The sequence below is a fragment of the Chryseobacterium herbae genome (assembly GCF_025154075.1).
Classification (GTDB): Bacteria; Bacteroidota; Bacteroidia; order Flavobacteriales; family Weeksellaceae; genus Chryseobacterium; species Chryseobacterium herbae.
In genome coordinates this window covers 390,187-415,338 of the sequence record NZ_JAOAMU010000004.1, presented here as the reverse complement: position 1 = coordinate 415,338, position 25,152 = coordinate 390,187, and the positions used below count along the sequence as shown (strand labels likewise).

At 38.7% G+C, this 25,152-nt stretch carries 19 protein-coding genes; 7 read left to right on the top strand and 12 right to left on the bottom strand.

Annotation, left to right across the window (positions count from 1 at the left end):
- Positions 1 to 210: 210 nt before the first annotated feature.
- From N0B48_RS14950 to N0B48_RS14900, 11 genes are all read right to left on the bottom strand, one after another.
- Positions 211 to 2,463, bottom strand: a complete 2,253-nt coding sequence (locus tag N0B48_RS14950; RefSeq protein WP_259839561.1) for an FIDD domain-containing protein — start codon at positions 2,461 to 2,463, stop codon at positions 211 to 213.
- 158 nt (positions 2,464 to 2,621) lie between these two features.
- Positions 2,622 to 3,098, bottom strand: a complete 477-nt coding sequence (rnhA, locus tag N0B48_RS14945) for a ribonuclease HI (protein ID WP_259839560.1) — start codon at positions 3,096 to 3,098, stop codon at positions 2,622 to 2,624.
- A gap of 84 nt (positions 3,099 to 3,182) precedes the next feature.
- Positions 3,183 to 4,079 (bottom strand): DnaB-like helicase C-terminal domain-containing protein, encoded by an 897-nt coding sequence (locus N0B48_RS14940; RefSeq protein WP_259839559.1) that lies wholly within the window; start codon positions 4,077 to 4,079, stop codon positions 3,183 to 3,185.
- Between the two features lie 11 nt (positions 4,080 to 4,090).
- Positions 4,091 to 5,689 (bottom strand): replicative DNA helicase, encoded by a 1,599-nt coding sequence (gene dnaB, locus N0B48_RS14935; protein ID WP_259839558.1) that lies wholly within the window; start codon positions 5,687 to 5,689, stop codon positions 4,091 to 4,093.
- A gap of 343 nt (positions 5,690 to 6,032) precedes the next feature.
- Positions 6,033 to 8,150 (bottom strand): FIDD domain-containing protein, encoded by a 2,118-nt coding sequence (locus N0B48_RS14930; RefSeq protein ID WP_259839557.1) that lies wholly within the window; start codon positions 8,148 to 8,150, stop codon positions 6,033 to 6,035.
- 106 nt (positions 8,151 to 8,256) lie between these two features.
- Entirely contained in the window at positions 8,257 to 10,392 is a 2,136-nt protein-coding gene (locus N0B48_RS14925; protein ID WP_259839556.1) for an FIDD domain-containing protein, read from the bottom strand.
- A 91-nt stretch (positions 10,393 to 10,483) separates the two neighbouring features.
- A complete protein-coding gene (locus N0B48_RS14920) occupies positions 10,484 to 11,719 on the bottom strand; it encodes an MFS transporter (RefSeq protein ID WP_259839555.1) in 1,236 nt (411 codons plus the stop codon).
- 93 nt (positions 11,720 to 11,812) lie between these two features.
- Positions 11,813 to 12,175, bottom strand: coding sequence for a hypothetical protein (locus N0B48_RS14915; protein WP_259839554.1), 363 nt, complete (start codon positions 12,173 to 12,175; stop codon positions 11,813 to 11,815).
- A 69-nt stretch (positions 12,176 to 12,244) separates the two neighbouring features.
- On the bottom strand, positions 12,245 to 13,744 hold the full coding sequence (locus tag N0B48_RS14910; protein WP_259839553.1) for a GH3 auxin-responsive promoter family protein: 1,500 nt from the start codon (positions 13,742 to 13,744) through the stop codon (positions 12,245 to 12,247).
- A gap of 128 nt (positions 13,745 to 13,872) precedes the next feature.
- Positions 13,873 to 14,154, bottom strand: a complete 282-nt coding sequence (locus N0B48_RS14905; protein ID WP_259839552.1) for a hypothetical protein — start codon at positions 14,152 to 14,154, stop codon at positions 13,873 to 13,875.
- A gap of 182 nt (positions 14,155 to 14,336) precedes the next feature.
- A complete protein-coding gene (locus tag N0B48_RS14900; RefSeq protein WP_259839551.1) occupies positions 14,337 to 14,729 on the bottom strand; it encodes a hypothetical protein in 393 nt (130 codons plus the stop codon).
- Between the two features lie 256 nt (positions 14,730 to 14,985).
- Between N0B48_RS14900 and mfd the strand changes: the two genes are divergently transcribed.
- From mfd to pth, 7 genes are all read left to right on the top strand, one after another.
- Entirely contained in the window at positions 14,986 to 18,354 is a 3,369-nt protein-coding gene (gene mfd / locus N0B48_RS14895) for a transcription-repair coupling factor (protein WP_259839550.1), read from the top strand.
- Between the two features lie 693 nt (positions 18,355 to 19,047).
- Entirely contained in the window at positions 19,048 to 19,869 is an 822-nt protein-coding gene (locus N0B48_RS14890; RefSeq protein ID WP_259839549.1) for a hypothetical protein, read from the top strand.
- A 3-nt stretch (positions 19,870 to 19,872) separates the two neighbouring features.
- Complete coding sequence (locus tag N0B48_RS14885) at positions 19,873 to 20,688, top strand: hypothetical protein (RefSeq protein ID WP_259839548.1); 816 nt, start codon at positions 19,873 to 19,875, stop codon at positions 20,686 to 20,688.
- 7 nt (positions 20,689 to 20,695) lie between these two features.
- The gene (locus N0B48_RS14880) at positions 20,696 to 21,439 is read left to right on the top strand and encodes a hypothetical protein (protein ID WP_259839547.1); all 744 of its coding nucleotides are present in this window, start codon (positions 20,696 to 20,698) and stop codon (positions 21,437 to 21,439) included.
- A 350-nt stretch (positions 21,440 to 21,789) separates the two neighbouring features.
- Positions 21,790 to 22,665 (top strand): hypothetical protein, encoded by an 876-nt coding sequence (locus N0B48_RS14875; protein WP_259839546.1) that lies wholly within the window; start codon positions 21,790 to 21,792, stop codon positions 22,663 to 22,665.
- 98 nt (positions 22,666 to 22,763) lie between these two features.
- Positions 22,764 to 23,696, top strand: a complete 933-nt coding sequence (locus tag N0B48_RS14870; RefSeq protein ID WP_259839545.1) for a hypothetical protein — start codon at positions 22,764 to 22,766, stop codon at positions 23,694 to 23,696.
- 85 nt (positions 23,697 to 23,781) lie between these two features.
- Positions 23,782 to 24,345, top strand: coding sequence for an aminoacyl-tRNA hydrolase (gene pth / locus N0B48_RS14865; protein WP_259839544.1), 564 nt, complete (start codon positions 23,782 to 23,784; stop codon positions 24,343 to 24,345).
- A 131-nt stretch (positions 24,346 to 24,476) separates the two neighbouring features.
- Here the strand turns inward: pth and N0B48_RS14860 are convergent, their stop codons facing one another.
- On the bottom strand, positions 24,477 to 25,112 hold the full coding sequence (locus N0B48_RS14860; protein ID WP_259839543.1) for a carbonic anhydrase: 636 nt from the start codon (positions 25,110 to 25,112) through the stop codon (positions 24,477 to 24,479).
- Positions 25,113 to 25,152 lie beyond the last annotated feature (40 nt).

Sequence of the window (25,152 nt, the reverse complement as noted above, 5' to 3'; positions counted from 1 at the left end):
TTTTGTTTGTGACTGTATAATGAATAATTGTCAATTGTTTGGTTAAAATTGTCAATTTAAAATTAATTTTATATGAATAATATAAACATTAAAATGATATTGCGTTTTTCTTGTATTGGGTAAAAAAATACATTGTAAGTTCACATGAGGTTTATATTATTAAAAAAATCACTCCGGGAAAGAGTGATTTTTTTTTTAATAATAGAAATATTATTCTCTGTTTTTTACTAATACCCAGCCTGAGTATTGGGTAGCAGTATTGTTTTTGTCATTTTCATTCCATGAGATGGAGTACCAGTAAGTTCCTGTAAGGATTTTTTTACCGGAAGCTGTTCCGTCCCATTTGAAGTTTCTGATTTTGTCTGCTTCGTAAAGTTTATTGCCATATCTGTCATATACGATGAAAACAAGGTTTTTCTTATAAGCCAGAGCAGAATAATCAATAAAGTCATTTACATTGTCGCCGTTCGGTGTAATGGCATTGATCAGATTAGGAACTGTGATCTGCACTTCAACAGGTGTACAGTTGTAAAAATCTTTTACGAAAACTTTAGCTTCTCCTCTGTGAAGTCCTGTAAACGTATTTGAATCCTGCCAGTCTATACCATTCAATGAATATTTATAAGGCGGAGTTCCTCCCGATACATTCACAGTTACTGTAGTATTATTGATGTCAATGCTTGTCACAACAGGATTCGCAGAAGCAATGACTTTCACAGTCTGAGTCGTGATACAGTCTCCTGTTTTTAATTTTACCCAATACAATCCTACACCAACATTTTGGATAGAAGGAGTTGTTGCACCCGTGATCCATTCATAGCCATCAAACCCAGGACCTGCATCCAGATTGGTTCTTCCGTCGATACAGATTATTTTGTCTTTTAAAACAGAAGAAGTGACAGGAGGCAGTACAATCAGATTTACCTTAGCCAGCGCGAAACATGCATTGGAGTCAGTGACCTTTACATAAACCGAAGTACTCACAGACATATACTGAAGTGGATTGACAATTTCATTCGTTCCTGCCAAAGCATCTGCTACGGAAGTGTAATATTTTTTAGTGAAACCGCTTGTCAGTGTGGTTACATTAGCGGAAGTAATGTCAAATATGGCACTGGTGATATTATTCTGTAAAAAGCATGAGCGAAGCGTGACCTCTCTTACCGGTGTTTCCGGCAAAAATGCCAGAGTAATTTTTGCATTACCTGTACAGCCGAGTGGTGTAGTTACTTTTACATAAACACTTCCCGGAGCAGAAGTATAGGTAGCTGGATTGGTAATTTCATTGGTACCCGCATTCAGGTCAGCAAGTGTTCTGTAATATTTTTTAACCACACTAAGTCCACCGGCTACATCCGCTGCGTTGAGGTTGAATAATCCGTTTCCTGCTTTATAGTTGTTACAGGCCAGTAAAGTTTTATCGGTAAGCAGAAGAGGTGCAAGGACAAGCTGTATTTTCCCGTCCGGATTGTCACACAATATTCCCGCATTATCTTTTACAACTACGGTAACCGTAGTGTTCGCATTGAATTGAAAGTTGGTAGGATTTGTAATTAGTGTTGCTCCCTGAAAATAGGTGAAGGTATAGTTGGAAGGATTACTTACAAATTGAGAATTAAAGGTCGTTAAATTAACAGACCCGAATCCGGTCGTAGGATTTGGACAGAAAGACTGTGTTGCTGAAGCCTGTAAAATAGGAACTTTATCTGTGTAAATTTTTACATTTTTAATGGAATGTCTCGATCTCGCACCTCCTGTAGAAGCTGAAAATCCGAAATATCCAATCGTCATAGCAGCTGCGGTGCCTGCTGGTGCGAATGACTGATTACAGATCAAGGTCCCATCGATGGTAATTTTTACAATCCAGTTGACAGGATTGGCAGGATCTACCTGAGCCGTTACTTCAACATGCTTATAAGTAGCTCCCTGGAAAGGAATTGTTGTATTCAGATCCGGTGAGTGGAAAGAACTTCCTGCCGTGTTGAAAAACTCTACGTTATTGGTATCCGATGTATTGGCTACCTGTCCATAGGCAACATGCACTTTACTCATCGTAGCGGCAGTGGTATTGTTGTACGTGTCAAATCCTACAATAAAACCTACTGCATTTTGAGAAACGCCAAGACCTGATCCCAGTACGCTGGCCACCGGTGGATTGGCAAGATACCAGAAGGCAATACCATCTCCGTTAGAAGTTTGGTTGGAATCCATTCTGAAATCGAATTCCACTCTCCATTTATCACAGTATTTTAGATTGATCTGATCATTCAGACGTATGGATCCGGATTGGTTATTCGTATCCGGAGTAAGCTGAATAAAATCACCGTTTACCTGTGCGGGATTCACCATCGTCCATCCTGTGGTAGTCACCGGATTTCCTGTTAATTGATAGGTTTGGGAAAACATTCCACCTGAAAGTAAAATCAGAAGGAAGGAAATATAAGACAGTAAAGATTTATTCATTGAATTGGGATACTTTTTAATTAGATGCTGTAAATATATTAAATCCCAATTAATTAATATGTATTCAATGTTAATTTTACCGAATATGATGGCAATTTTTCAATAATGATAAGGAAAAATAAAGAATGTCGTATGTAATGAGTAGTAATTTAGATCCGTTAAAAAAGAGAGTTGCTCTCTAAACCCTCGAAATAAGTGTCAATCTCCAGATCAGAGGAGTTGGCAGCGGCTACGGCAAGTTTGTCGCAGAGTTCATTTTCGAAATGTCCTGCATGACCTTTTACCCAGTGCATTTCCGGAGTATGTTTATTGTACATCTCGATGAATCTTTTCCATAGGTCTGGGTTTTTTACATTTTTCCAGCCTCTTTTGATCCATCCCGCGATCCATTTTTGATTCACAGCATCTGCTACGTATTTGCTGTCTGTATAAACGTGAATATCGTTCTCCGAAGATTTTAGTTTTTCCATAGCGGAAATGACCGCCAAAAGTTCCATCCTGTTGTTGGTGGTTTTTCTGAAACCTTTGGAGAATGTCTTCTGATAGTTTTTCTCAGGAACACGCATGAGAATTCCATAGCCTCCTTTTCCGGGATTTCCGCTGCATGCACCGTCAGTGTATATTTCTATTCTCAAAAGTTAGGGTATATAAAATCAGTATTCCGCAACACGTAGCTTACAGAATACTGAGCTGTTATTTAAATTAAAATGATATTGGTTTTAGAACGGGAAATCATCATCGTCTTCATAATTTGAAATGTTGATGTTTTGGGACATTATTTTTATATCTCGAAAGGATTGTGGACTCTGTTCAAATTGCTCTGCTGAATTGAAGTTTTCAAATTTTTTAAAATCACTGTAGTAAGATAGAATACTTGTTCCAGTAGGTCCCATTCGATTTTTTGCAATTATAACTTCTGCTTGATTATAACATGGGGAATCATTTTCCCAGGTATATATTTTGTATAACTCAGGTCTGTATATTAAAAAAATTAAATCAGCAGTTTCTTCGACTTCAGTATAATTTAAAAAATCTAATAGTTTTGGCCTTCTATCAGATCTAGCAAAAATCTTATTATCATCAATGTCTAAAGCTCCGATAATAGTGATGTTAAATTCTTTGGAAATTGATTTTAATTCTCTGATTGTATTGTTGATGGATTTGTTTTTTTCGCCATAAATTATTGTGTGAAGAAAATGTATATTATCAATAACGAAAATATTTGATTGGTTTTGTTGAATGGAATAAACAATTTGTTTTCTTAAGGATTCTAAAGTTGACTGATTTAATTTTTCCTCAAATCTAATAGGTGCCGTTTCTAGTTCAGGAGTTTTATGAAAGATATTATGTTTCTCAGAATCATTTAATCTCAAGTTTAAAAATTGCTTAAGTGGAATTTCAGTAATGTTTGATAAGAAACGATTAAAAAGTAATTTATTTGTTGTCTGAAAATTAAAATATGTACTGGGAATCTTCTTCTCAATACTTAATTTCTTTATTAAAGAAGTTAAAAAAGAAGTTTTCCCACTTGAAGTACTTCCTCCAACAATAATAAACTCAGGAATTTCAATTCCTCCAATAACTTCATCTATATCAAGAAAACCACTACTTATCATATTGTAAACAATTAAAATGGAAAATCATCATCATCATCAAAATCATTCATTGAAGATCCTGACAGTTTTGAACTATCAGGTAAATCGAACGCTGCACCAGGTTGAATTGTAGTCCTAATTTTATCAAAGCCACTTGGTTCCCCCAACAATCCAGCATTAGATTGATAACCAATTGCTCCGGCTCCGCCATCAAAAGCAGCTTCAATATCACCAAATCTAGCAAAATGCTTTAAGAATGATAATCTCACATCGGCTGTAGCACCATTCCTGTGTTTTGCTATGATCAGCTCGGCCTGGTTTTCTGTTGGCGTTTCCGCACCTTCTTCGTCATTATCCCAGACTGCAATTTTATAGTATTCCGGTCTGAAGATAAAGGATACAATATCTGCATCCTGCTCAATCGCTCCGGATTCCCTAAGATCAGAAAGCTGAGGTCTTTTTCCGGGACGGGCTTCCACACTTCTGGATAGCTGGGAAAGAGCAATAACCGGTACATTAAGTTCTTTAGCAATCGCCTTCAGTGAACGTGAGATCATGGAGATTTCCTGTTCACGGTTTCCGACTCCTTTTCCACTGCTTCCTGCTGTCATCAGCTGAAGGTAGTCGACCATGATTAACCTTACCCCATGTTGCATCACCAGTCTTCGGCATTTGGCACGGAAGTCAAATATAGAAAGGGAAGGGGTTTCGTCAATAAATAGCGGAGCATTTTCCAGTTCCGATACATTGGAGAATAGTCTCTGCCATTCTTCATCGTCCAGAGTTCCTTTTCTCAGTTTTTCGGAAGAAATTTTCGTTTCGGAAGCAATCATCCTGGTGATCAGCTGTACAGATGCCATCTCGAGAGAGAAAAGTACCATTGGGATTTTGTGTCCTACAGCAATATTTCTGGCCATAGACAGAAGGAATGCTGTTTTACCCATCGCGGGACGGGCAGCTATAATGATGAGGTCGGAATTTTGCCAACCTCCGGTTTCTTTGTCGATATCTCTGAATCCTGAAGGAACACCGGAAAGTCCTTCCTTGTCCTTCAAAGATTTAATGGTTTCGATGGCTTGTTTTACCAATGAATTGGCCGTGTCAAATCCTTTTTTGATCGTACCGTTTGTGATCTCAAAGAATGACTGTTCTGCTTTGTCCAAAAGTTCAAATACATCGGTAGATTCTTTATAGGAAGAGTCAATCACGTTCGCAGAAACATTGATCAGACTTCTTAAGATGTATTTTTCAAGAATAACACGTACATGGTATTCAATATGGGCAGATGAACTTACCCCCATGGTAAGATCAATGATATAATGGTCGCCACCGGCCTGGCTTAATTTGTCTTCTTTTTTTAACTCCTGAATGATCGTCATAAGATCCACAGGGTGATTGCCTTCATAAAGTTTTAAAATAGCGGCAAAAATAACCTGATGTCTCGGGTCATAAAATACCTCTGAGGTAAGAAGGTCAATAGAGTGGTCAAGACCCTTCTTGTCAATAAGAAAAGTTCCTATCACCAGTCTTTCAAAATCTACAGCATTGGGTGGCATTTTTCCATCCGCAATAGACAGTTCTCTTGCAAAGTTTCCGTGTGTAAGGGATGATAATGTTTCTTTTTGCGCCATGATGCAAAGATAGTTTATTTAAAAAAAATAATTAAAAAATAGTAACTAACAAGTTATCAGCATTCCTCCGTAAGTTGCAATGGACAGGAAGTATGAGAATGTTAGTAAAAAACGGGGATCAAAAATAGAAAAATTTCAAGAAGTAATGCCTAATCAGATGAAAATGATAAGTGTTTTTTTTAGATGTCAGATTTCAGACGTGAGACATCAGACAGTAGAACGGCTAAACGCGCATCCCGTAACCCGAAACTCTCAAACCGGAATCTCACATCCCGGAAACTTCCAACACAAAAAAAGACTGTCATTTCCGACAGTCTTTTTTTGAGTTTGTATAAGAATAAATCTATTCTTTATTTTTTAGCAGTATCCATCCTGAATATTTCGTTTCGGTACTGTTCTTATCGTTTTCGTTCCATGAGATCGTATACCAGTAAGTTCCTGTAGGGATCTTCTTGCCTGAAGCCGTTCCGTCCCATTTGTAATCTCTCATTTTGTTGGCCTCATAAAGTTTGTTTCCATATCTATCATACACAATGAATACAAGGTTTTTCTTATAAGACAGAGCAGAATAATCGATCTCGTCATTGATCTTATCTCCGTTCGGAGTGATTGCATTGATCAGATTCGGTACAGTCACTGTAATCTGAATAGGCGTACAGTTGAAAGAATCCTTTAAGAAGATCTTGTTGTCTCCCCTAGGAAGTCCACTAAATGTGTTAGATGCCTGCCATGTAATACCGTCTAATGAATACATGTAAGGAGGAGTTCCGCCTGACGCATTCACAGTGATGGTATTGTTACTGATTTCTACAGAAGAGATGACCGGTTGCGAAGAAGCAAAAACGGTTACCATCTGAAGAGTAAAGCATTTTCCTGTTTTCAGTTTCACCCAGTATACGCCTATTCCTACATTGCTGATGGTTTGAGTAGTGGCACCGGTGCTCCATTCGTATCCGTCAAATCCAGGTCCTGCATCCAATGTTGTTTTAGCTTCAGCACAGATCGTTTTATCTTTTAGTACTGCAGATTTTACAGGAGGAAGAACTCTTAATGTGATCTTGGAGATCGCATAACACTGATTAGAATTGGTAACTCTTACATAAACTTCTGTGCTAGTGGTTACATAAGCATCAGGATTACCGATAGGGTTAGTTTCTGCTTTCGCGTCAATCAGTGTTTTATAGAATTTTTTGGTTTGTCCTGCGATGGCTCCTACATCTGCTTTTGTTAAATCAAACTTAGCCTGCAGAATATCGTTTTCTATATAACATTCTTCTATCAATGCATCTTTTAAGGTCACTACCGGATGGAATGACAATGTAATATTTCCTATGGCCGTACATCCGAATACAGAAATTACTTTTGCATAGACTATTTTCTGAGCCGAAATATAGCTGGTAGGATTCGTGATTTCATTAGTGTCAGCATTTAAATCAACAAGCGTAGGATAGTATTTTATGGTACCTCCGGTAAATACATCTGCTGTAGTCAGATCAAATTTTCCGGTTCCGTCGCCGTTATTGTTACACGCAAAAATCGTAGCGTTCTTTGCTGTGATGCTGGCATTTACAAATTTAAATTTCCCGAATATAAAACATTTGTTGATGACGTTGTTCGGGTTGTCCGGATCCAGATAACGAACTCTGTAATAATAGGTAGTGGCTGCATTTACTGTAGCGATAGTCAGAGGGTCATCTCCTGTAACCACGTCATTGGTGTTATCATGGTAAGTCACCTTAAAGTTCGGATTGTTTCCATTGATAATACCGGCAGTAAGTGTGTCGAAATTAAATTGTGAAGGAAGTCCGCACACCATGATCGTTGTAGGATCTGTTGGGTTAGCTGCAGGAATTCCCGGTGGAATAAAAGGGTTAGGAGCAAGAACCGGATCATTGAAAGCAGAGCTTAAGGTAGCCGTACCACCCCAGATCATTTTAAATCCGTCCGGAGAACTTCTGAAATTGTCTATTACCAGGTAATAGGTTTCTCCGGCCAGCACATTCATGTAAGGGCTCCATTCGTTATTGTTTCCTGCATTTCCGTTTGTATTTGGAGGTGGAGGTGGAGGTAAGGTAAGAGTCAGCCCGGTATTTCCGGAAGGTATACCACCATAATAATTACATCTTACAGGTGTTACAAAAACATTGTTGGTATTTAAAGAAGTACATCCATTGTTAGTAGGACCATAGACCGCAAAATCGTAGTCATCACTATTGACATTGGGATCAATGGTAAATGTTAGTGTTCCGGATGTTGCTACGGTAAAAGTATACCATACCGAGAAATTCTCATTATCATCCAGACACCCGTTGGTTGCCGTATTTTCTAAGACAGAACCCGGTCCCGATGGGGTGTAGGAGATGTCCGAGTTTCCGCAGAGCGGAATAGCTGTAACGCAGTCGGACTGTGCGTAAAACACCTGCGCTACAAATAAAATTAAAAGAAGTAATGTTTTTTTCATGTTTAAAATGATTTTTGTGAAACAAGATTTGAGAAAAATAAAGTTATCAGCATTTATGTTGAAAAAAAACCGCCCCGTAGAGCGGTTTTCTATTATTAATAATGGATTATTCTCTGTTTTTTACCATTACCCATCCTGAAAACTTGAATGGTGTATTCTTTTTGTCATTTTCATTCCATGTTACAGAATACCAGTAGGTTCCCGTAGGAATCTTTTTGCCGGCTATGGTTCCGTCCCACTTATATCCGTTGGACTTATCTGCCTGATGGATTTTCGTACCATATCTGTCAAAGATGCTCAGCACAAGGCTTTGTTTTCCTGATAAGGCTGAATAGTCAATCACATCGTTGACACCATCTCCGTTTGGAGTAATCACGTTGATAAGGTTCGGAACTAAAACTGTAATATCTATCGGCTCACAGTCATAAGCATCTTTCACGTATACTTTGTGGTCGCCTCTTGAAATATTGGTGAATACATTAGAATCCTGCCAGTTGATATTATCCATGGAGTATTTATAATCTGGAACTCCTCCGATAACATTAACAGTAATCGTTGTGTTTGAAATGTCAATGCTTGATACCACAGGTTGCTCAGAAGCATATACTTTTACTTTCTGTAGCGTGATACAGGTTCCGGTTTTTAATTTAACCCAGTAAGTTCCTACAGCTGCATTGTTAATAGCCTGTGTAGTAGCTCCCGTGCTCCATTCGTAACCGCTGAATCCAGGTCCGGCATCCAGTGTCGTTTTATCCTCGATACAGATGATCTTATCTTTTAAAACGCTTGAATAAACAGGTCCCATTACAGTCAGTGTTATTTTTGCAATATTATAACATCCCTGTGCGTTGAATACCTTTGCATATACTACACCAGTAGGTGCTGTGTACGTAAGGAAGTTTAAAATTTCGTTCGTTCCGTTTACAGCATCTGCTACAGACGGGTAATATTTTTTCGTTGCGGTTCCTGCAGTTACAGGCGCGTTGTTAAGGTTGAATACTCCCAGTGAATGATTGGTTTCAATGAAACATTCTCTTAAGAAAGCATCGGTAACCACTACCAATGGATGAAATTTCAGGGCGATTTCAGCAGTTGCCGTACATCCGAATTCATTGGTGGCTTTTACAAATATTTTTGCTTCAGCTGATACAAACTGATATATAGAAGGGCTGGTAATCTCATTGGTTCCTGCATTCAGGTCAAACAGTGTAGGATAATACTTTAAGGTATGAGAAGGTAATGCCCCTATTGTAGCAGTGGTAAGATCAAACATGGCTGTTCCCGAGTTGTTATTACTACAGCTGGTAAGTGTGGCATTATTTAAAGTAAAGCTGCCGTCCCTGAATTTGAATTTACCTGTAATAAAACAGCCGTTCATGGGATTGGTTGGGTTCGCAGGATCCTGATACACAATTCTATAATAGTAAGTAGCTGCAAGGTCGACTACCTCTGAAGTTACAGGGTTTCCTCCTGTAATAGCATCATTGGTATTTTTATGGTAGCTTACTTTAAAGTTGGTACTGTTACCATTAATAATCCCGGTGCTAAGTGCCGTAAAGTTGAAAGGTGTGGCAAGTGAGCATACTGTTATCTCATTCGGATTGGCAGGATTGGCAGCAGGCTGTCCAGGTGTCACAAAAGGAAACGGAGCTAAAGCAGGATCATTAAATGCAGAACTTAAGCTTGCAGTACCGCTCCATGTCAGCGAGAATCCATCCGGAGAACTTAGGAAGTTGTCTACCACTAGATAATAGGTTTCACCGGCCTGTACTACCATGTGGGGGCTCCATTCCAGCTGGTTTCCTGCGCTACCATTGGCGTTAGGAGGTGGAGGTGGAGGTATCGTTAGTAGTAAACCTGTATTTCCCTGAGATGCTCCTGTACCATTGTAGTTACATCTTAGAGGGGTTACAAAAATGTTGTTGTTATTCAAAGAGGTACAGCCGTTTGTTGTAGGGCCATACACCGCAAAGTCATAATCGTCGATGTCCATATTAGGATTGATAACAAACGCTAATGTTCCGGAAGTTGCTGCTGTAAATGAATACCAAACTGAATAGTGTTCATTTTCAGTGTCATTCAGACATGAATTTATACCAATGCCTTCCAGTATATTTCCAGGTCCGGCAGGAGTGTAAGAGATATCTGAGTTTCCACAGATAGATATTGCGCTAATACAATCTGATTGAGCATATAAGATGCGCGAACAGATGATTAGAAAAACGAGTAATGCTTTTTTCATAAAGGGGGATTTAAAAAAAACAAATATAAAAAATTATTAAAGTTAAATTAAAGTTTTTGTGATATATTTAATAGAATCAGCATATTATTGCCTAATACTTCATTTTCCTCAGCTTGGGATTTGTACTTGCTACCAGAAGAGCTACGAGTACCGTCATGCTTCCTCCAAAGACTACAGAGCGCACTACACCTAGCAATTTTGCCATCAGCCCACTTTCAAACTGTCCCATTTCATTGCTGGACATGATGAATATGGAATTCACACTCAGGACACGACCTCTGATGTGGTCAGGAGTTTTCAGTTGTACAATCGTTCCTCTGATGACCACTGAAATCCCGTCCAGCATTCCGCTCATGACAAGGAATATAAATGAAAGCCAGTACAGTTTGGATAATCCGAAACCAATGATGCACAGCCCGAATCCGGCTACAACAACCAGAAGAATCTTTCCTTGGTTTTTTCTTAACGGAACCACAGCCAGCAATGTGATGATACACATAGAACCTATATCGGAAGCCGCATTCAGAAGTCCGAAACCTTCCGCTCCGGCATCCAGAATGTCAGTCGCAAATACCGGAATCATGGCAACAGCCCCTCCGAAAAGAACAGCAAACATGTCCAGACATAAAGCACCTAAAATTTCTTTCGTTCTAAAAATATACGAAATACCTTCACGCATACTTTCAGCCACATTGACTTCCTCCTTCTTGTGTTCTGAATGTTGCTGCTTCAGTTGCCAGAAAAATAACGAAGCGATAAATATTAATGAAATAATAACAATCAGCGTCCATTTTACGCCGAAGAACCCGATAAGAAGTCCGCCGGCTGCATGTCCGCATACCGAAGAAATAAGAAAGGTAGCCTGATTTAGGGTTACGGCATTCGGAAGGTTTTCTTTCTTTACGATTTTTGGAATCATTGAAGGAACGATAGGCCCGATAAAAGCGCGGGCAATCCCTGTGAAAAAAATGACACCATATATATAGTACGTGATCTCATGCCCGTTGAAATGCATTTCTACATTGAAAAATGCGGGAATCAGCAGCAGACCGATCAGGAAAATATAAGAATAATTACAGATCAGGAGCAGCCTCTTTTTTTCGTTCATGTCGATCACATGACCGGCGTACAGGGCACAACTTACTGCAGGAATGACTTCCGAGAGACCAATAAGTCCAATTGAAAACGGATCTTTTGTTAACTGGTACACCCACCATCCTAATAACGTAGCAAGCATTCTGAAGGCTAAAACAATAAAAAATCTTCCCGTAAGAAGATTCCTGAATTCAATATTTTGCAATGTTTTTAACGGGGTAAAGGAAATCATGCACAAAAATAGCCCTAAATATTTATTTAAGGCTGTTTATATGCTGTTTTTTTAAATGATAAATCAAATAGGTCCCGAAAGATAAAATCTATTTTAGTCCGCTCTCAGTGAACTGATAACGATGGCTGCAACACCCGCTGCTCCAATCACGGTAGCACCCGCTGTCACTCTTGCTTTGCTTCTGTCTTTTACCGCAGCAACATTAGATTTAGGAATGATCACCTCTGTACTGTCCTTTTTACCGGCAGTTCCGATAAGGTTTTCAGCATCAGTGTTTCGGAATAGCATCTTCTGTTTTTTGGAACCATCTTTCATGGTAACAACATAAACTTTTCCAGCTTGAAGATTAGAATAATTATTTTTTGAAATGTCCTCGCTGTACTTTGTCGTAGCGCAGGATGAAATCACAAATAAAGATGTTAGTAAAGATGATTTTAAAAGTACAGATGCTCTCATTATTATTTTTTATTTTTCCAAATTTATAATTTTTTTCGAATATATGTTTTTTGAATTGAAAAAATATCTTTAAAGTTTGTAAATTTCCAATAGATCTGCAATTTTTCTGTCATTGGCCAGTCTTGGTGTTTTGTTCTGCCCGCCGAGTTTACCCTGAGATTTTGCATATTCATGGAACGCATTTTTTTTCAGCAGACGAATATGGAGCGGCTGAAGAATATTTCCGGTAATAAGATCATCGTAGTACGTATTTCGCTTCCGGAGCTCAGTATCCAATTGATTTCTGAATAATTCTAAATGATCCGGTTCTTTTTCAAACTCAATCAGCCATTCGTGATAAGGAAGTCCCTCGGCAGGATTTACCTGTGGAGCAAGATGAAACTCCGTGATCTGGGCAGGATGTTTTTCCAAAGCAGCTTTCATAGCTTCCTCCACCTCAAATGCGATCACGTGTTCCCCGAAAGCAGAAGTGAAATGTTTCGTTCGTCCGCTTACCAGAATTCTGTACGGATCCTTATCGATAAATCTTACCACATCACCTATTGAATACGCCCATAAACCTGAATTGGTCGTTAGGATCAGTGCATAATCCTTATTAAGTTCAATCTCTTTAAGCGTTAATCTTCTGGCATTCGGTTTACCATATTCTTCCAATGGAATAAATTCATAGAAAATCCCATGATTGGTTAAAAGAAGCAGCCCTTCTTTGGTGTAGTCGTCCTGAAAAGCAAAAAAACCTTCAGAGGCAGGAAATGTCTGAATAATATCTACTTTTCCGCCCAGCAGATCCTCCATTTTATCGCGGTAAGGTTCATAATTGACGCCTCCCGTCACCAGAAGCTGCAGATTAGGGAAAAGCTGTTTGATCTTTTTACCGTGTTTTTCGCTAAGTTTTTCAAAATACATGATCAGCCAGGGTGGAATTCCTGAGATCAAGGTCATGTTTTCATGTTCCGTTTCTTCAATGATCTTGTCTACTTTCGCTTCCCAGTCTTCCATGATATTCGTGTTCCAGCTTGGTAAACGGTTTTTCTGAAGATAGGTCGGGATGTGATGGGCGACAATTCCTGAAAGTCTTCCGGTTTTTATACCGAAAACTTCTTCCATTTCGGGACTTCCCTGAAGAAAAATCATTTTTCCATTCACGAAATCGGCGTTGTCTTTCTGTGCGATATAATGGAAAAGCGCGCTTTGGGCACCGGCAATCTGAAATGGCATTCCTTCTTTTGAAATAGGAATGTATTTTGAGCCTGAAGTGGTTCCCGAGGTTTTTGCAAAATATTCCGGAGTGTCTGTCCAGAGGATATTAGCCTGTCCTTTTTTTACCCTTTCGATATATGGTTTAAGATCTTCATAGTCGGCAACAGGAACTTTTTCCTGAAATTCCCGGATGGAGTGGATATTCTCAAAATCATGTTCCCTTCCGAAAAGAGTTTTCTGAGCCGTCTTTACAAGAGACAGTAAAAGAACTTCCTGATTTTTCTCTGAGTTTTTTTTGAATTCCCCGGTTTTCTGAACATGCTTTTTTGCCCAGACAAGTGCCGCGTTTTTCTTGAAGAAATTTAACATGCCTCAAATTTATAAATAAGTATAGAATATGAAATCATTTTCATACGATATAGCATAAAAAAACCGGCGAATGAGTTTCACCGGTTCTTCGAAATTTGATTATGAAAATAACAACTATATGTTAAAGTTTACTTGTTGGCTTTGTACCTCTTATCCGGAGTGCCGTCTTTTTTAAGGTTTTTGTTTTCTTTATACCTTTTGTCCGGCGTTCCATCTTTTTTCATTTTAGCTGCAGGTTGAGCAGGTTGAGCTGGTTTGGCCGTTGCTGCTGGCTGAGCTGTTTTAGCTGCCGGAGCTTTTACGGTTTTAGTTGTGTGATGTGGAGCTGCGGTAGTGGCAGGAGCCGTTTGCTGTGCGGTTGCAAATCCTAGTCCTAGTGCTAGTGACATTGCTGTTAATAATTTTTTCATGAGGGTGTATTGTTTATTTTTCTTGAGTAAAGATATACAAAAAACGGGCTGGAAAAACTGCGATTCAGAACCTTAACTAAAGTTTATTACTGCTTAAAAAAAACTTAAAGTAGTCGTTTTAAACATAAAATAAGCCTGCTTTCATGACGAAAACAGGCTCAATTGTAAATATGAATGTTGATTTATCGTGTACAGTTGGCAGTCCAGGTTTTACCATCCTTGATATACAAGATTTTCAATTCATTATTGTCAATTCTTATATAAGAAGTAGCATTGGCTCCCACCATCACAAGGGTATGATCACCCGACTGTTGGAATTCCACTCCGTTAAGATCCGGAATACCATTCGAGAATCCGAAATTATACTTTGTACCACTGGCGATTTTTGTTACAAAAACACTTCCGTTATCGGTACTGTTGTTAGTTGATCCATCATTATAAGAGATGCTTCCCTTATAAGTTCCTGCGAAGAAATCATTGTTTACAGGATCGTCGTCACTGCTGCAAGAGGCAAAAGATAATGTAGCCACAAATACCAGCATAAACACGCCTAAGATTCTGATTGCTTTTTTCATAATATTATTTCTTTAAGAGTTTGATAAGATGAAAAGGCCAAACACCATGCCATGCAACAAAACATGGTTTTTTTTAACTTTTTATTAGACAAGTTTGTAAAAAATTAAGATTTGGGTATGTATTTTATGATTTTAATTCAGTTTTAGAAATTCTTTCGTGGTCATCTGAAGAAAAAATTATCCTTACCTTTGTGAAGTATAAACGGTTTCGGAACACTCCCGAAATCGCTTTTGTCGTTTTATACCATTACTATTTATGCAGCTAAAACCTATTCACGAAAAATTTCTTCCCGACCTTCTTCAGAAAGAATTTGGAAAAGAAATCTTTACTCAGCTAGAAAGCAGCCAGCATATTTCCGTGAAGGGAAGTGCAGGTTCATCGGTTTCTATTTTTGTTGCCGAACTTTTTTTAACGCAGAAGAAAACCGTTCTCTATCTGGTAGATGACAAAGAAGATGCCCTGTACGCCAATACGGAAATGGAGGATCTGCTTGGAAAAGAAAAGGTTTTGTATTTTCCGGCAACCCATCTTGAACCTTATCAGGTGGAGAAAACGCAGAATGCCAATCTCGTCCTTAGAACAGAGGTTTTAAATAAAATCAATTCCGGGAGATCACCCAAAGTGATTGTGGCTTACGCAGGAGCATTATCTGAAAAGGTATTAAAGAAAGAAGATTTTAAAGCAATCTCGCATCATATAAAAGTAGGAGACCAGCTGGACTTTGATTTTGTGGATGAACTGCTAAATCATTACAACTTCCAGCAGGCGGATTTCGTTTCCGAACCTGGAGAATTTTCTGTAAGAGGTGGAATCGTCGATGTATTTTCTTATTCATATGAAAAGCCGTACCGTCTTACCTTCTTTGGAAATGAAGTGGAAAATATCAAGACCTTTGATATTGAAACTCAACTGTCCATAGATAAGGTGAAAGATTTTCAGTTGGTTTCCAATATGAATTTTTCCGTGACGGGAACCAGAGTTTCGCTGCTTCAGCTGCTGCATGAAGAAAGTTTTGTGGTATGCAAAAACGGAGCGGTTGGTATGCAGAAGATCAGGACGTTTTACGAGAGATCACTGGAAAAATATGAAACATTAAATAAAGATATTGCCCACAGAAGGCCTCAGGAGCTTTTTATTTCAGATCAGGAATTTCTGTTCGATTTTAAAAAATTTAAAACCATTGATTTCGCAAGTATTTCTATGGAAGGAATTAAAGAGATCACTGAGATAAAAGTGGAACAGATTCCGCAGCCTTCTTTCCATAAAAACTTTGAACTCCTGATTGATGATCTGGAAGAAAAGCAGAACGAAGGTTTTGATACCTGGATCTCTTTTTCCACTGAAAAGCAAAAAGAAAGACTGGAGTCCATATTTGAAGAACTGGAAAATGAACTTCCTTTTAAAAGCTTCAGATCAGAACTGCATGAAGGTTTTGTAGATCATGTACACAAAATTCTGGTGTATACCGATCACCAGATTTTTGACCGTTACCAGAGATATAAAGCCAAAAATACCTTTGCAAAATCCGAGCAGCTTACCCTGAAAGATCTCATGTCCCTGAAAATCGGAGATTATATTGCTCACATCGATCATGGAATCGGAAAATTCATGGGACTGGTTAAGGTAAATAATGACGGGAAGATTCAGGAATGTTTTAAGCTGACCTATAAAAACGGGGACTTATTATATGTAAGTATTCATTCACTTCATAAGATTTCAAAATATAATGGTCCGGACGGAAAAGAAATTGTTCTGAGCAAACTTGGTTCGCCAGCCTGGAAATCATTAAAACAGAAAACAAAAGCCAAAGTAAAACAGATTGCTTTTGACCTTATAAGACTGTACGCCGAAAGAAAAACGGCAAAAGGTTTTTCATATACTCCCGATTCTTACCTGCAGAATGAACTGGAGGCCAGCTTTATTTATGAAGATACTCCGGATCAGGAAAAGGCAACCATTGACGTAAAAAGAGACATGGAAGCGGATACGGTGATGGACCGGTTGGTCTGTGGAGACGTTGGTTTCGGTAAGACCGAGGTGGCGATTCGTGCAGCATTTAAAGCGGCAACAGACGGAAAGCAAGTTGCAGTGCTGGTTCCAACGACCATTCTGGCGTTCCAGCATTTCAGAAGTTTCAAAGAAAGACTGAAAGATTTTCCGGTGAATGTGGCTTATGTCAACAGATTTAGAACAGCCAAGCAGAAAACAGAAGCTTTAGACGGGCTTAAAAACGGAAAAGTAGATATCATTATAGGAACCCATCAATTAGTAAGCAGCTCTGTTAAGTTTAAAGACCTTGGATTGTTGATTATTGATGAGGAACATAAATTCGGTGTATCTGTGAAAGATAAACTGAAAACACTGAAAAATAATGTAGATACACTTACCTTAACGGCTACCCCGATTCCGAGAACGCTTCAGTTTTCACTCATGGCGGCGAGAGATCTTTCGGTGATCAAAACACCACCACCGAACAGGCAGCCTGTAGACACACAACTGATCGGATTTAGTGAAGAAATTCTGAGAGATGCTGTTTCTTATGAGCTTCAGAGAGACGGACAGGTTTATTTTATCAATAACAGGGTGGAGAACCTTAAAGATATAGCAGGACTTATCCAGAGACTGGTTCCGGATGCCAGAGTGATTACGGGCCACGGACAGATGGAAGGCAGGCAGCTGGAAAAAAATGTCCTTGATTTCATGGAAGGAAAATATGACGTTCTTGTGGCTACCACCATTGTTGAAAGTGGTGTAGACGTTCCCAATGCCAATACCATATTTATCAATGATGCCCAAAGATTCGGGATGGCAGATCTTCACCAGATGAGAGGAAGGGTAGGACGAAGCAACAGAAAAGCATTCTGTTACCTGATCACGCCTCCGTATGATATGATCACTTCTGATGCAAGAAAACGTCTCGAAGCTATCGAGCAGTTTTCTGATCTCGGAAGCGGTTTCCAGATTGCGATGAAGGATCTTGAGATCCGTGGTGCAGGAGATCTTCTGGGTGCGGAGCAAAGTGGATTTATCAATGAGATGGGCTTTGAAACGTATCAGAAACTAATGCAGGAAGCTCTTGAGGAATTAAAAGATGATGCAGACTTTGAAAACCTGTTCGATAATGAAGAAGACAGGCAAAAGCTATTCAAATCTGTAAAAGATGTGAATATTGATACTGATCTGGAGCTGATGCTTCCTGATTTCTATATTTCAAATACAGAAGAAAGGCTTTTACTGTATCAGAAAATTGCAGAAATTGATAATGAGAAGGATCTTTATCAATTCGAACTTGAACTGATCGACCGATTTGGGGCACTGCCGAAAGAGGCTGTCAATTTATTAAAAAGTGTTGCCCTGAAATGGCTGGCTTCAGAAATAGGATTTGAGAAGATCGTCATGAAGAATGGGGTCTTTTTAGGATATTTCCCGGCTAATCCTCAGGATAAATTTTATCAGACGGACAGATTCAGACATATAATCAATTATTTAACGCAAAATCCTGCAGAAGCCCAGCTGAAAGAAAAAATCGGGAAAGAAGGAAACCTATTGATGATGAGAAAAGAAAAAGTAAAAAATGTAGATGAGGTGAATGCTCTTTTAAAGACCATTATCGGACATCAGTAAGCAAAGATTTGGGTTGTGGGTTTGAAGGTCGGAGAGTTTCAGGGTTTGAGAGTTTCGAGTTTCGAGGTGCGGGTTTATGGAATTCGGGGTTGTGGGTTTGAAGGTCGGAGAGTTTCAGGGTTTGAGAGTTTCGCGATTCGAGGTACGGGTTTACGGAATTCGGGGTTGAGCGTTTGAGAGTAGGGGATTAAGGATTTGATTGTTCTCTAATAATCATCTTAATCTCAGTCTGAATCTTTCTCTCAGCCTCATGTCTAAAATCTACCCCAAAATTCACCATTCACTTGCGAAGCAAAATTCACCATTCATATTTCTTCATCTGAAATCTAAGGTTAATTAGAACAAACGGACCACATTTTTTACCGATCCATTAAAAAGAGATCTGAAATTGAATTTTTCAGGTCTTTTTTTCAAAAAAAGTTTGACTTAAAGACCATAAAAAATAGGGGAGCAGGCATGTTTTAATGCAATTTAAAATCACAATATAATGATAAAAAATAGAGCTGTATCTACCATTGTTACGGACTTTGGGGAAGACGGGTCTTTTAAAAGATAAAAAAAAGTGCTGCTTTGTAGTAATAATTCTACTTTTATGTGCGATTAATTCTACATCGTAATCGCTTTATTTCTACATGTTTATGATGGAGTAAATGGTTTTTTATGAATTAAATTCATACCTTTGCAGCCCATATTATGAAAAAAATTATCTATTGTTGCGCAACCGTGCTTTTATCGGTTTGTGTCAACGCGCAGGTGGGAATTGGGACAACTTCTCCTAAATCTACTCTCGATGTCAACGGGAAGATCACCTTAAGAAAAGAACTTAGAGTAGGCGGCACTTCAAGTCAGGCAGGAAATGCAGGATTGAACGGCCAGGTTTTGGTTTCACAGGGAGAAGGTTTATCTCCTGTCTGGAAATCATTGAATGTTTCCTTCATGGAGGAAGGTCAGTACAAATTGATTAATTCGTACTTGTCATCAGATCAAACGGGTATTACAGCACTTTCAAACGGTATCGCAGCAGATGATGTTTACAAAAACAATGTAGGCGATGACATCACCGATGTGTCAAAAGGGAAGTGGTCTAAAATAGCCGGCCTTGAAAATAATTTTATCATTAAAAACGGGAGAAACAGGCTTACTTACCAGTTTCAGACGGGTATAGAGATGAAAGCTCCGGCTTCGGATGTTTCTCAGTCTGTCACCTTCACCTGTGGTGTTTTCAGAAACGGAAAACTGGTGGCGGTACGTCCGGATAAGGTTGTTTCAAACAATAATACAGAGAAATCCGGTATTCAGGATTATATTTTTACATTAAACTATACCGAGCAGAATGTTCCTGTAGGAGCACAGAAGCTTGAGGTGGCGTGTAGAAAGATCAACTCCTCCAATTCAAACTCACAGTTTACCGTCGGACGTAATGTTTCCGATACCAATACGGTTTCCAATGCATTTACCCTTGAGTCTATCATGAAAATAGATGTGATTGAATACGTTACTTATAAAAGCAATTAATTGATGAAAAATATTATATCAATCCTGTTTCTTATAGCAGGACTGTCTCTTTCTGCCCAGGTGGGAGTCAATACAGGCTCGCCGAAATCCAAACTGGACGTCAATGGTGATGTCAATTTAAGAAATAAAATCGTAGTTCTGAATGCTCCGGACAATACGCTTTCTCATGGGAATAATGACCAGATCCTTGTTTCTCAGGGTGAAGGCTATCCACCGATCTGGAAAAGTCTCCGTATTCCGGAATACGAACCGAATAAATTCTATCTGATATTCAATAACTCCTTTTCAGACAGAACCGGAGTGAAGTTTACCAGTTCAGAACAATCTGCTATTGCTGCAAAGAATACAGCTTTCACGAAAGGAGCTGATATTTCCAGTCTTCCGGGATTTAAGAAGATCTCAGGTCTGTCACAGCCTATCAGTGTATTCAGTACGGACAGCAAGACTTATTTTCAGTTTGAAACCGTAGTACAGGCCAATCTTCCTTCCAATGGAACGACAGATATTTCTATAGATTACGCATGTGGTATTTTTGTGGATGACAAGCTGGTAAATCTCAGACAGAGAAACCTGAAAGCAAGTAGCGCAAGCAGTACTTTCATTACTCATAATCAGATTGGGGTTGTTGCTAATCTTTCCAAAGGACAGCATACGGTAAGTGTTGCCTGTTCAAGATTAGGATCTTACAGAACGACAAGTGATGTTGTATTGGCTATAGGAATCAATGCAGAAACGAACATTAACAGCTTTATTGCACAGTCTTCCCTAAAAGTGGATGTGTACGAGATTCCTCAGGTATTTAACCCTATTATAAATTAATCCAGTCATGAAAAAAATTATTATCGTAAAATCTTTGTTATGGGCTGTTTTGGCTAATGCGCAGGTGGGAATTAACACCCCAAACCCTGTTAATATGCTGGATGTAAACGGGGATATCAATGTAAGAAAAGAGTTCAGAACCGGAGGAACGAATCTGTTGAGAGGATCAGCAGGAGCGGCCGGAACCATTCTTCATAACAATTCTGAAATGAATGCAAATGACTGGAAAAGTATAAAAATAGCAGACGGACAGGGAAGTATGTCAGTATTCTCATTGAATACGGTGGCGGATCAGAGCGGTGCTGTATTTTCTTCTCCAAACGGAGCTACCACTCCTTATACGGAAGGGACGACCATCACAAGTGCATGGACTGTTCTTCCCGGAACCAGTGATACTTTTTCCATCACCAATGCTGTAAATAAAGTAGCTTTTACTTTCCAGACTACAGCACAGAAAACCGGAAATACGAATGCTTCTTCGGGTTTTGCATGTGGTATTTTTGTAGATAATACCCTGCGAGCAGTAAGAACGGATGTGTTAATCGGTTCTGATGGCAGTTATAAGATTTTTAATCTGAATGCTACCCTTACCAATCTTACGCCCAAAAACAATTATGCTGTAAAGGTGGCCTGTACAAAGAGGAATCTGAATTCAGGGACGCTGGGAATCGGAACGGCGGTAAACACGGAATTTCTAAATAATGAAATGTCACAGTCTGTTTTAACCACTTCGGTACTGCAGCCTTATTAATACAATAAAAATAAATACCTGAATTCGGAACAGGTTGGAGGAGGTCAGGAATTCTGACGTCGCAAAGAGAAGTCATGAGGTAAGAAGGATCAGCTGCAATTGTATTTCGTCAAATTTTACAATCTGCAATCAATTGGGAAGTCAATTATAACTTCCAAAGTCGATTTTTCATCTTTCTGGCTTTTCACTTTAATTTTCTTAATCCGGACTCAGATCAGATAACACCTAAAAACATCATGTTTTTAGGTTTTTTTTGAAAAAAGATATAGATTATTACGGATTTGTTGAATAAGTAAATGTTTTCATCGAAAAAATGAATTATATTTGTAAACTCACTAAAATATTTTTTCATGGGAAAAAACTATCTTTTTAAAGTTATTACCGGAGTGTTTTTCGGACTTCTGGTTTCATGTGACAACTCTTCTTCAGACCAATTCGAACCGAGTGCGAATAATGGAGGAAATAACGGGAATACAACACCGCCGCCTGCCAGAGTACTGGAAAAGATCACTTCTAACTCTACCATTCTGGAAGAATATACCATGAATGGGACTGCTTTTCAGAAAGGAATGCTAAAAGACGGAAGTACTAATAATTATTATACAGGTACCGCAACCTACATCAATAACAAGATCGGGAAAATAAAATTTATCGGAAGCATTACCGGCAGTATGGTGTATGACTTCAGTGTAAGTGAAAACAGCAAGGGCAATGTGTATAGTGCTACATGTACTGCTACCGCTGCTGTGGCCCTGGATTCTTTTATAAGTGATTATATTTTTACTTACGATGCAGACGGTAAGAAACTTGTGAAAATCCTGGAGAAAAGAAAAGTAGCCGGAAATTCAGCGTACAGCTTATTTACAGAAAGTACTTTTACCTATATAGGAGACAATATCTTCAAGGCAGATTGTGCGAAAGGAACGCTTACAGGAACAGGAGATCCCAATATGGTTACGGCTAAGAGAACGGTTTACAGCTACCAGAACTATGATTCAAAGATCAATCCGTACTCTACGCTTCCAAAATCATTCTTTACGGCATGGAGTCTGATTCGTCCTGAGAACTTCTACAGAATCTCTCCGAATAACCCTACATCGGTATTTGTAATGCCTCCGGCTCCCGCGCCTGGTGTAGATACTCCGATGACGTATCTGTATGATGCATTTAATTATCCTGTGTCTGATAAGAATCAGGTGCTTAAATATGCGTACAGAACTTTATAAACCGTATTTGATTATCGGTTTTATTTGAATATAAATAAAAACATAACTTTTATTCAGAAAAAAGTTATATTTGTCAAAAAATAAACAATCACCTGGAAATGAAACGACTTTTCTACTTTATTTTATTAATAGCAGGGTTTTCTTCAATACATTCCTGCAAAGACATGTTAGACGAAGACGGAGATCCATTATTGGATCTGAATGATACTGGAGGATTAAATGGTCCAAGAGCATTATACAGAGAAATTACAAATAAAGATACATTAGCGGAATATCACTACAGTGGACTTTTGGTAACGAAAGTGATCACAGACAGTGCTTCCATCACGGATATCGCATACAGCGGAAACAAAGTAAGCCAGGTTACATTCAACGGATTTTTGGATCTTGATGCTAACGGAAAACTGGATAAAGACAGTGTGTCTTACAGCCAGTTATTTACTTACGGACCTAATGACAGACTGGAAACAGTTTCTGAAAACAGAACGGTTTTCAGAAGACCTCCGCCTGTACCGCCTGCAACCAATCCTGGACCTCAGACGCTTTTAAGAAAAACAAAGACCCTTTACAATATAAAGTATAGCGCGTCTACTGCCAAGATGGATTCCATCATTATGAGAAACGGTCCTGATGTGTCAGGAACACCTTTCGCTTACACAGATTATTCCAAAACAGGATATACCTACCTTGGAGACAATGTTTCTAAAGTGGTAAGACATTACGGACCTATTGCCGGAGGTGCGTTTGGAAGACCGATTAATAAATATGCTTACGAGTTCTTTAATTATGATACCGAGATCAGTCCATTTACACTGCTTCCTTCAGTATACAAAATTTCAAGACTTTTATCAACGGAAATCAATGACAGAGAAAGTCATATCTTATCTCCGAACAACCCTAAAAAAGCATCTGTAACAGATCTTTTACCTCCGATACCTTCACCGGTTATCAGAACAACCAATTACAACTACGATCCTCAGACGTATATGACAAGAGGGTTTGGTGTAAACTACATTTATAAGCCTTTCTAAAAGAATCTTTATAATATACAGGCCCAATCTTCACAAGATTGGGCTTTTTTATTTTTTATCTCTTAATTTTGCAAAAAATTTCTCAATGAAATATTTAATAGTCGGTCTAGGAAACAAAGGCCCGGAATATGAAAATACACGCCACAATATAGGATTCAAAGTAGCGGAGAAAATAGCGGAAACGCTGGGAACTTCATTTAATACCACCAATTTCGGATGGATGGCAGAAGGAAAGTACAAAGGAAGAAAAGTGTTGATTCTGAAGCCGGATACCTACATGAATCTTTCCGGAAATGCCGTGAGATTCTGGATGCAGAAAGAGAATATTCCCTTGGAAAATGTGCTGATCATTACCGATGATCTTGTCCTTCCGTTCGGTACTCTGAGAATGAAAATGAAAGGTTCTGATGCGGGTCATAACGGATTGAAAAGCATCAATGAAATGCTGCAGACCCAGAATTATGCAAGACTTCGTTTCGGAATCTCTGCCGATTTTTCAGAAGGTCGTCAGGCAGATTATGTGTTGGGAACATGGAATGAAGAAGAAAATGAAAAGCTGGGCGAAAGAATTGAAAAGTTCTCTAAAGCCAGCCTGTCATTTGTTTTTGCCGGAATCGGGAATACGATGTCTGCGTTTAATGGAAAATAATTACATACCAGTATAAAGCAAAGACCACCGATATTCCGGTGGTCTTTTTGTGCTTAAAAAATCAATTTCCAATCTAACTATAACATGATTTTTTTATGTATGTGTAATAAAAATGTGTAAACTGATAGCTCTTATAACCAGGTTACAGCTCCGGTTTCAACATTATAATTGGCTCCAACGATTTTAATCTTACCTTCGTCTTCCAGCTTTTTAAGGGTTGAGCTTTGTGTACGGATATCTTCAATGGCACTTTTTACGTTTTGCTGATTCAATCTTTCCAAAAGCGCCCCGTTTTTTGATGAACGTTCTTCGCCTTCTTCGATGATTTCGTTGATGATCGGGTCGAAATGATTGATCAGATGATTAAGATTATCCATTCCCATACCCTGAATTTGTGCTGCGTCCAGACCACCTTTTAATGCACCGCATTTTGTGTGTCCTAAAACGACAACAAGTTTGGAACCTGCAACGTTACAGCCAAATTCCATTGAACCTAAAATATCCTGATTTACAAAATTACCGGCAATTCTAATACTGAAAACATCTCCTAATCCCTGATCGAAGATTAATTCTGCAGAAGTACGGCTGTCTATACAGCTTAGCACTACTGCAAAAGGCCATTGACCTTCACGTGTTGCGTTGACTTGTTCTAAAAGATCTCTGTTTGCCTTTAGATTATTGACAAATCTTTGGTTTCCGTCTTTTAAAAAAGTTAATGCTTTTTCAGGGGTGATCGTAGATTGAGTTTCGTGTGTATGTGCTTTCATATGATTGATTTATTCTTGTTAAAATTAAAAAAAATAATTG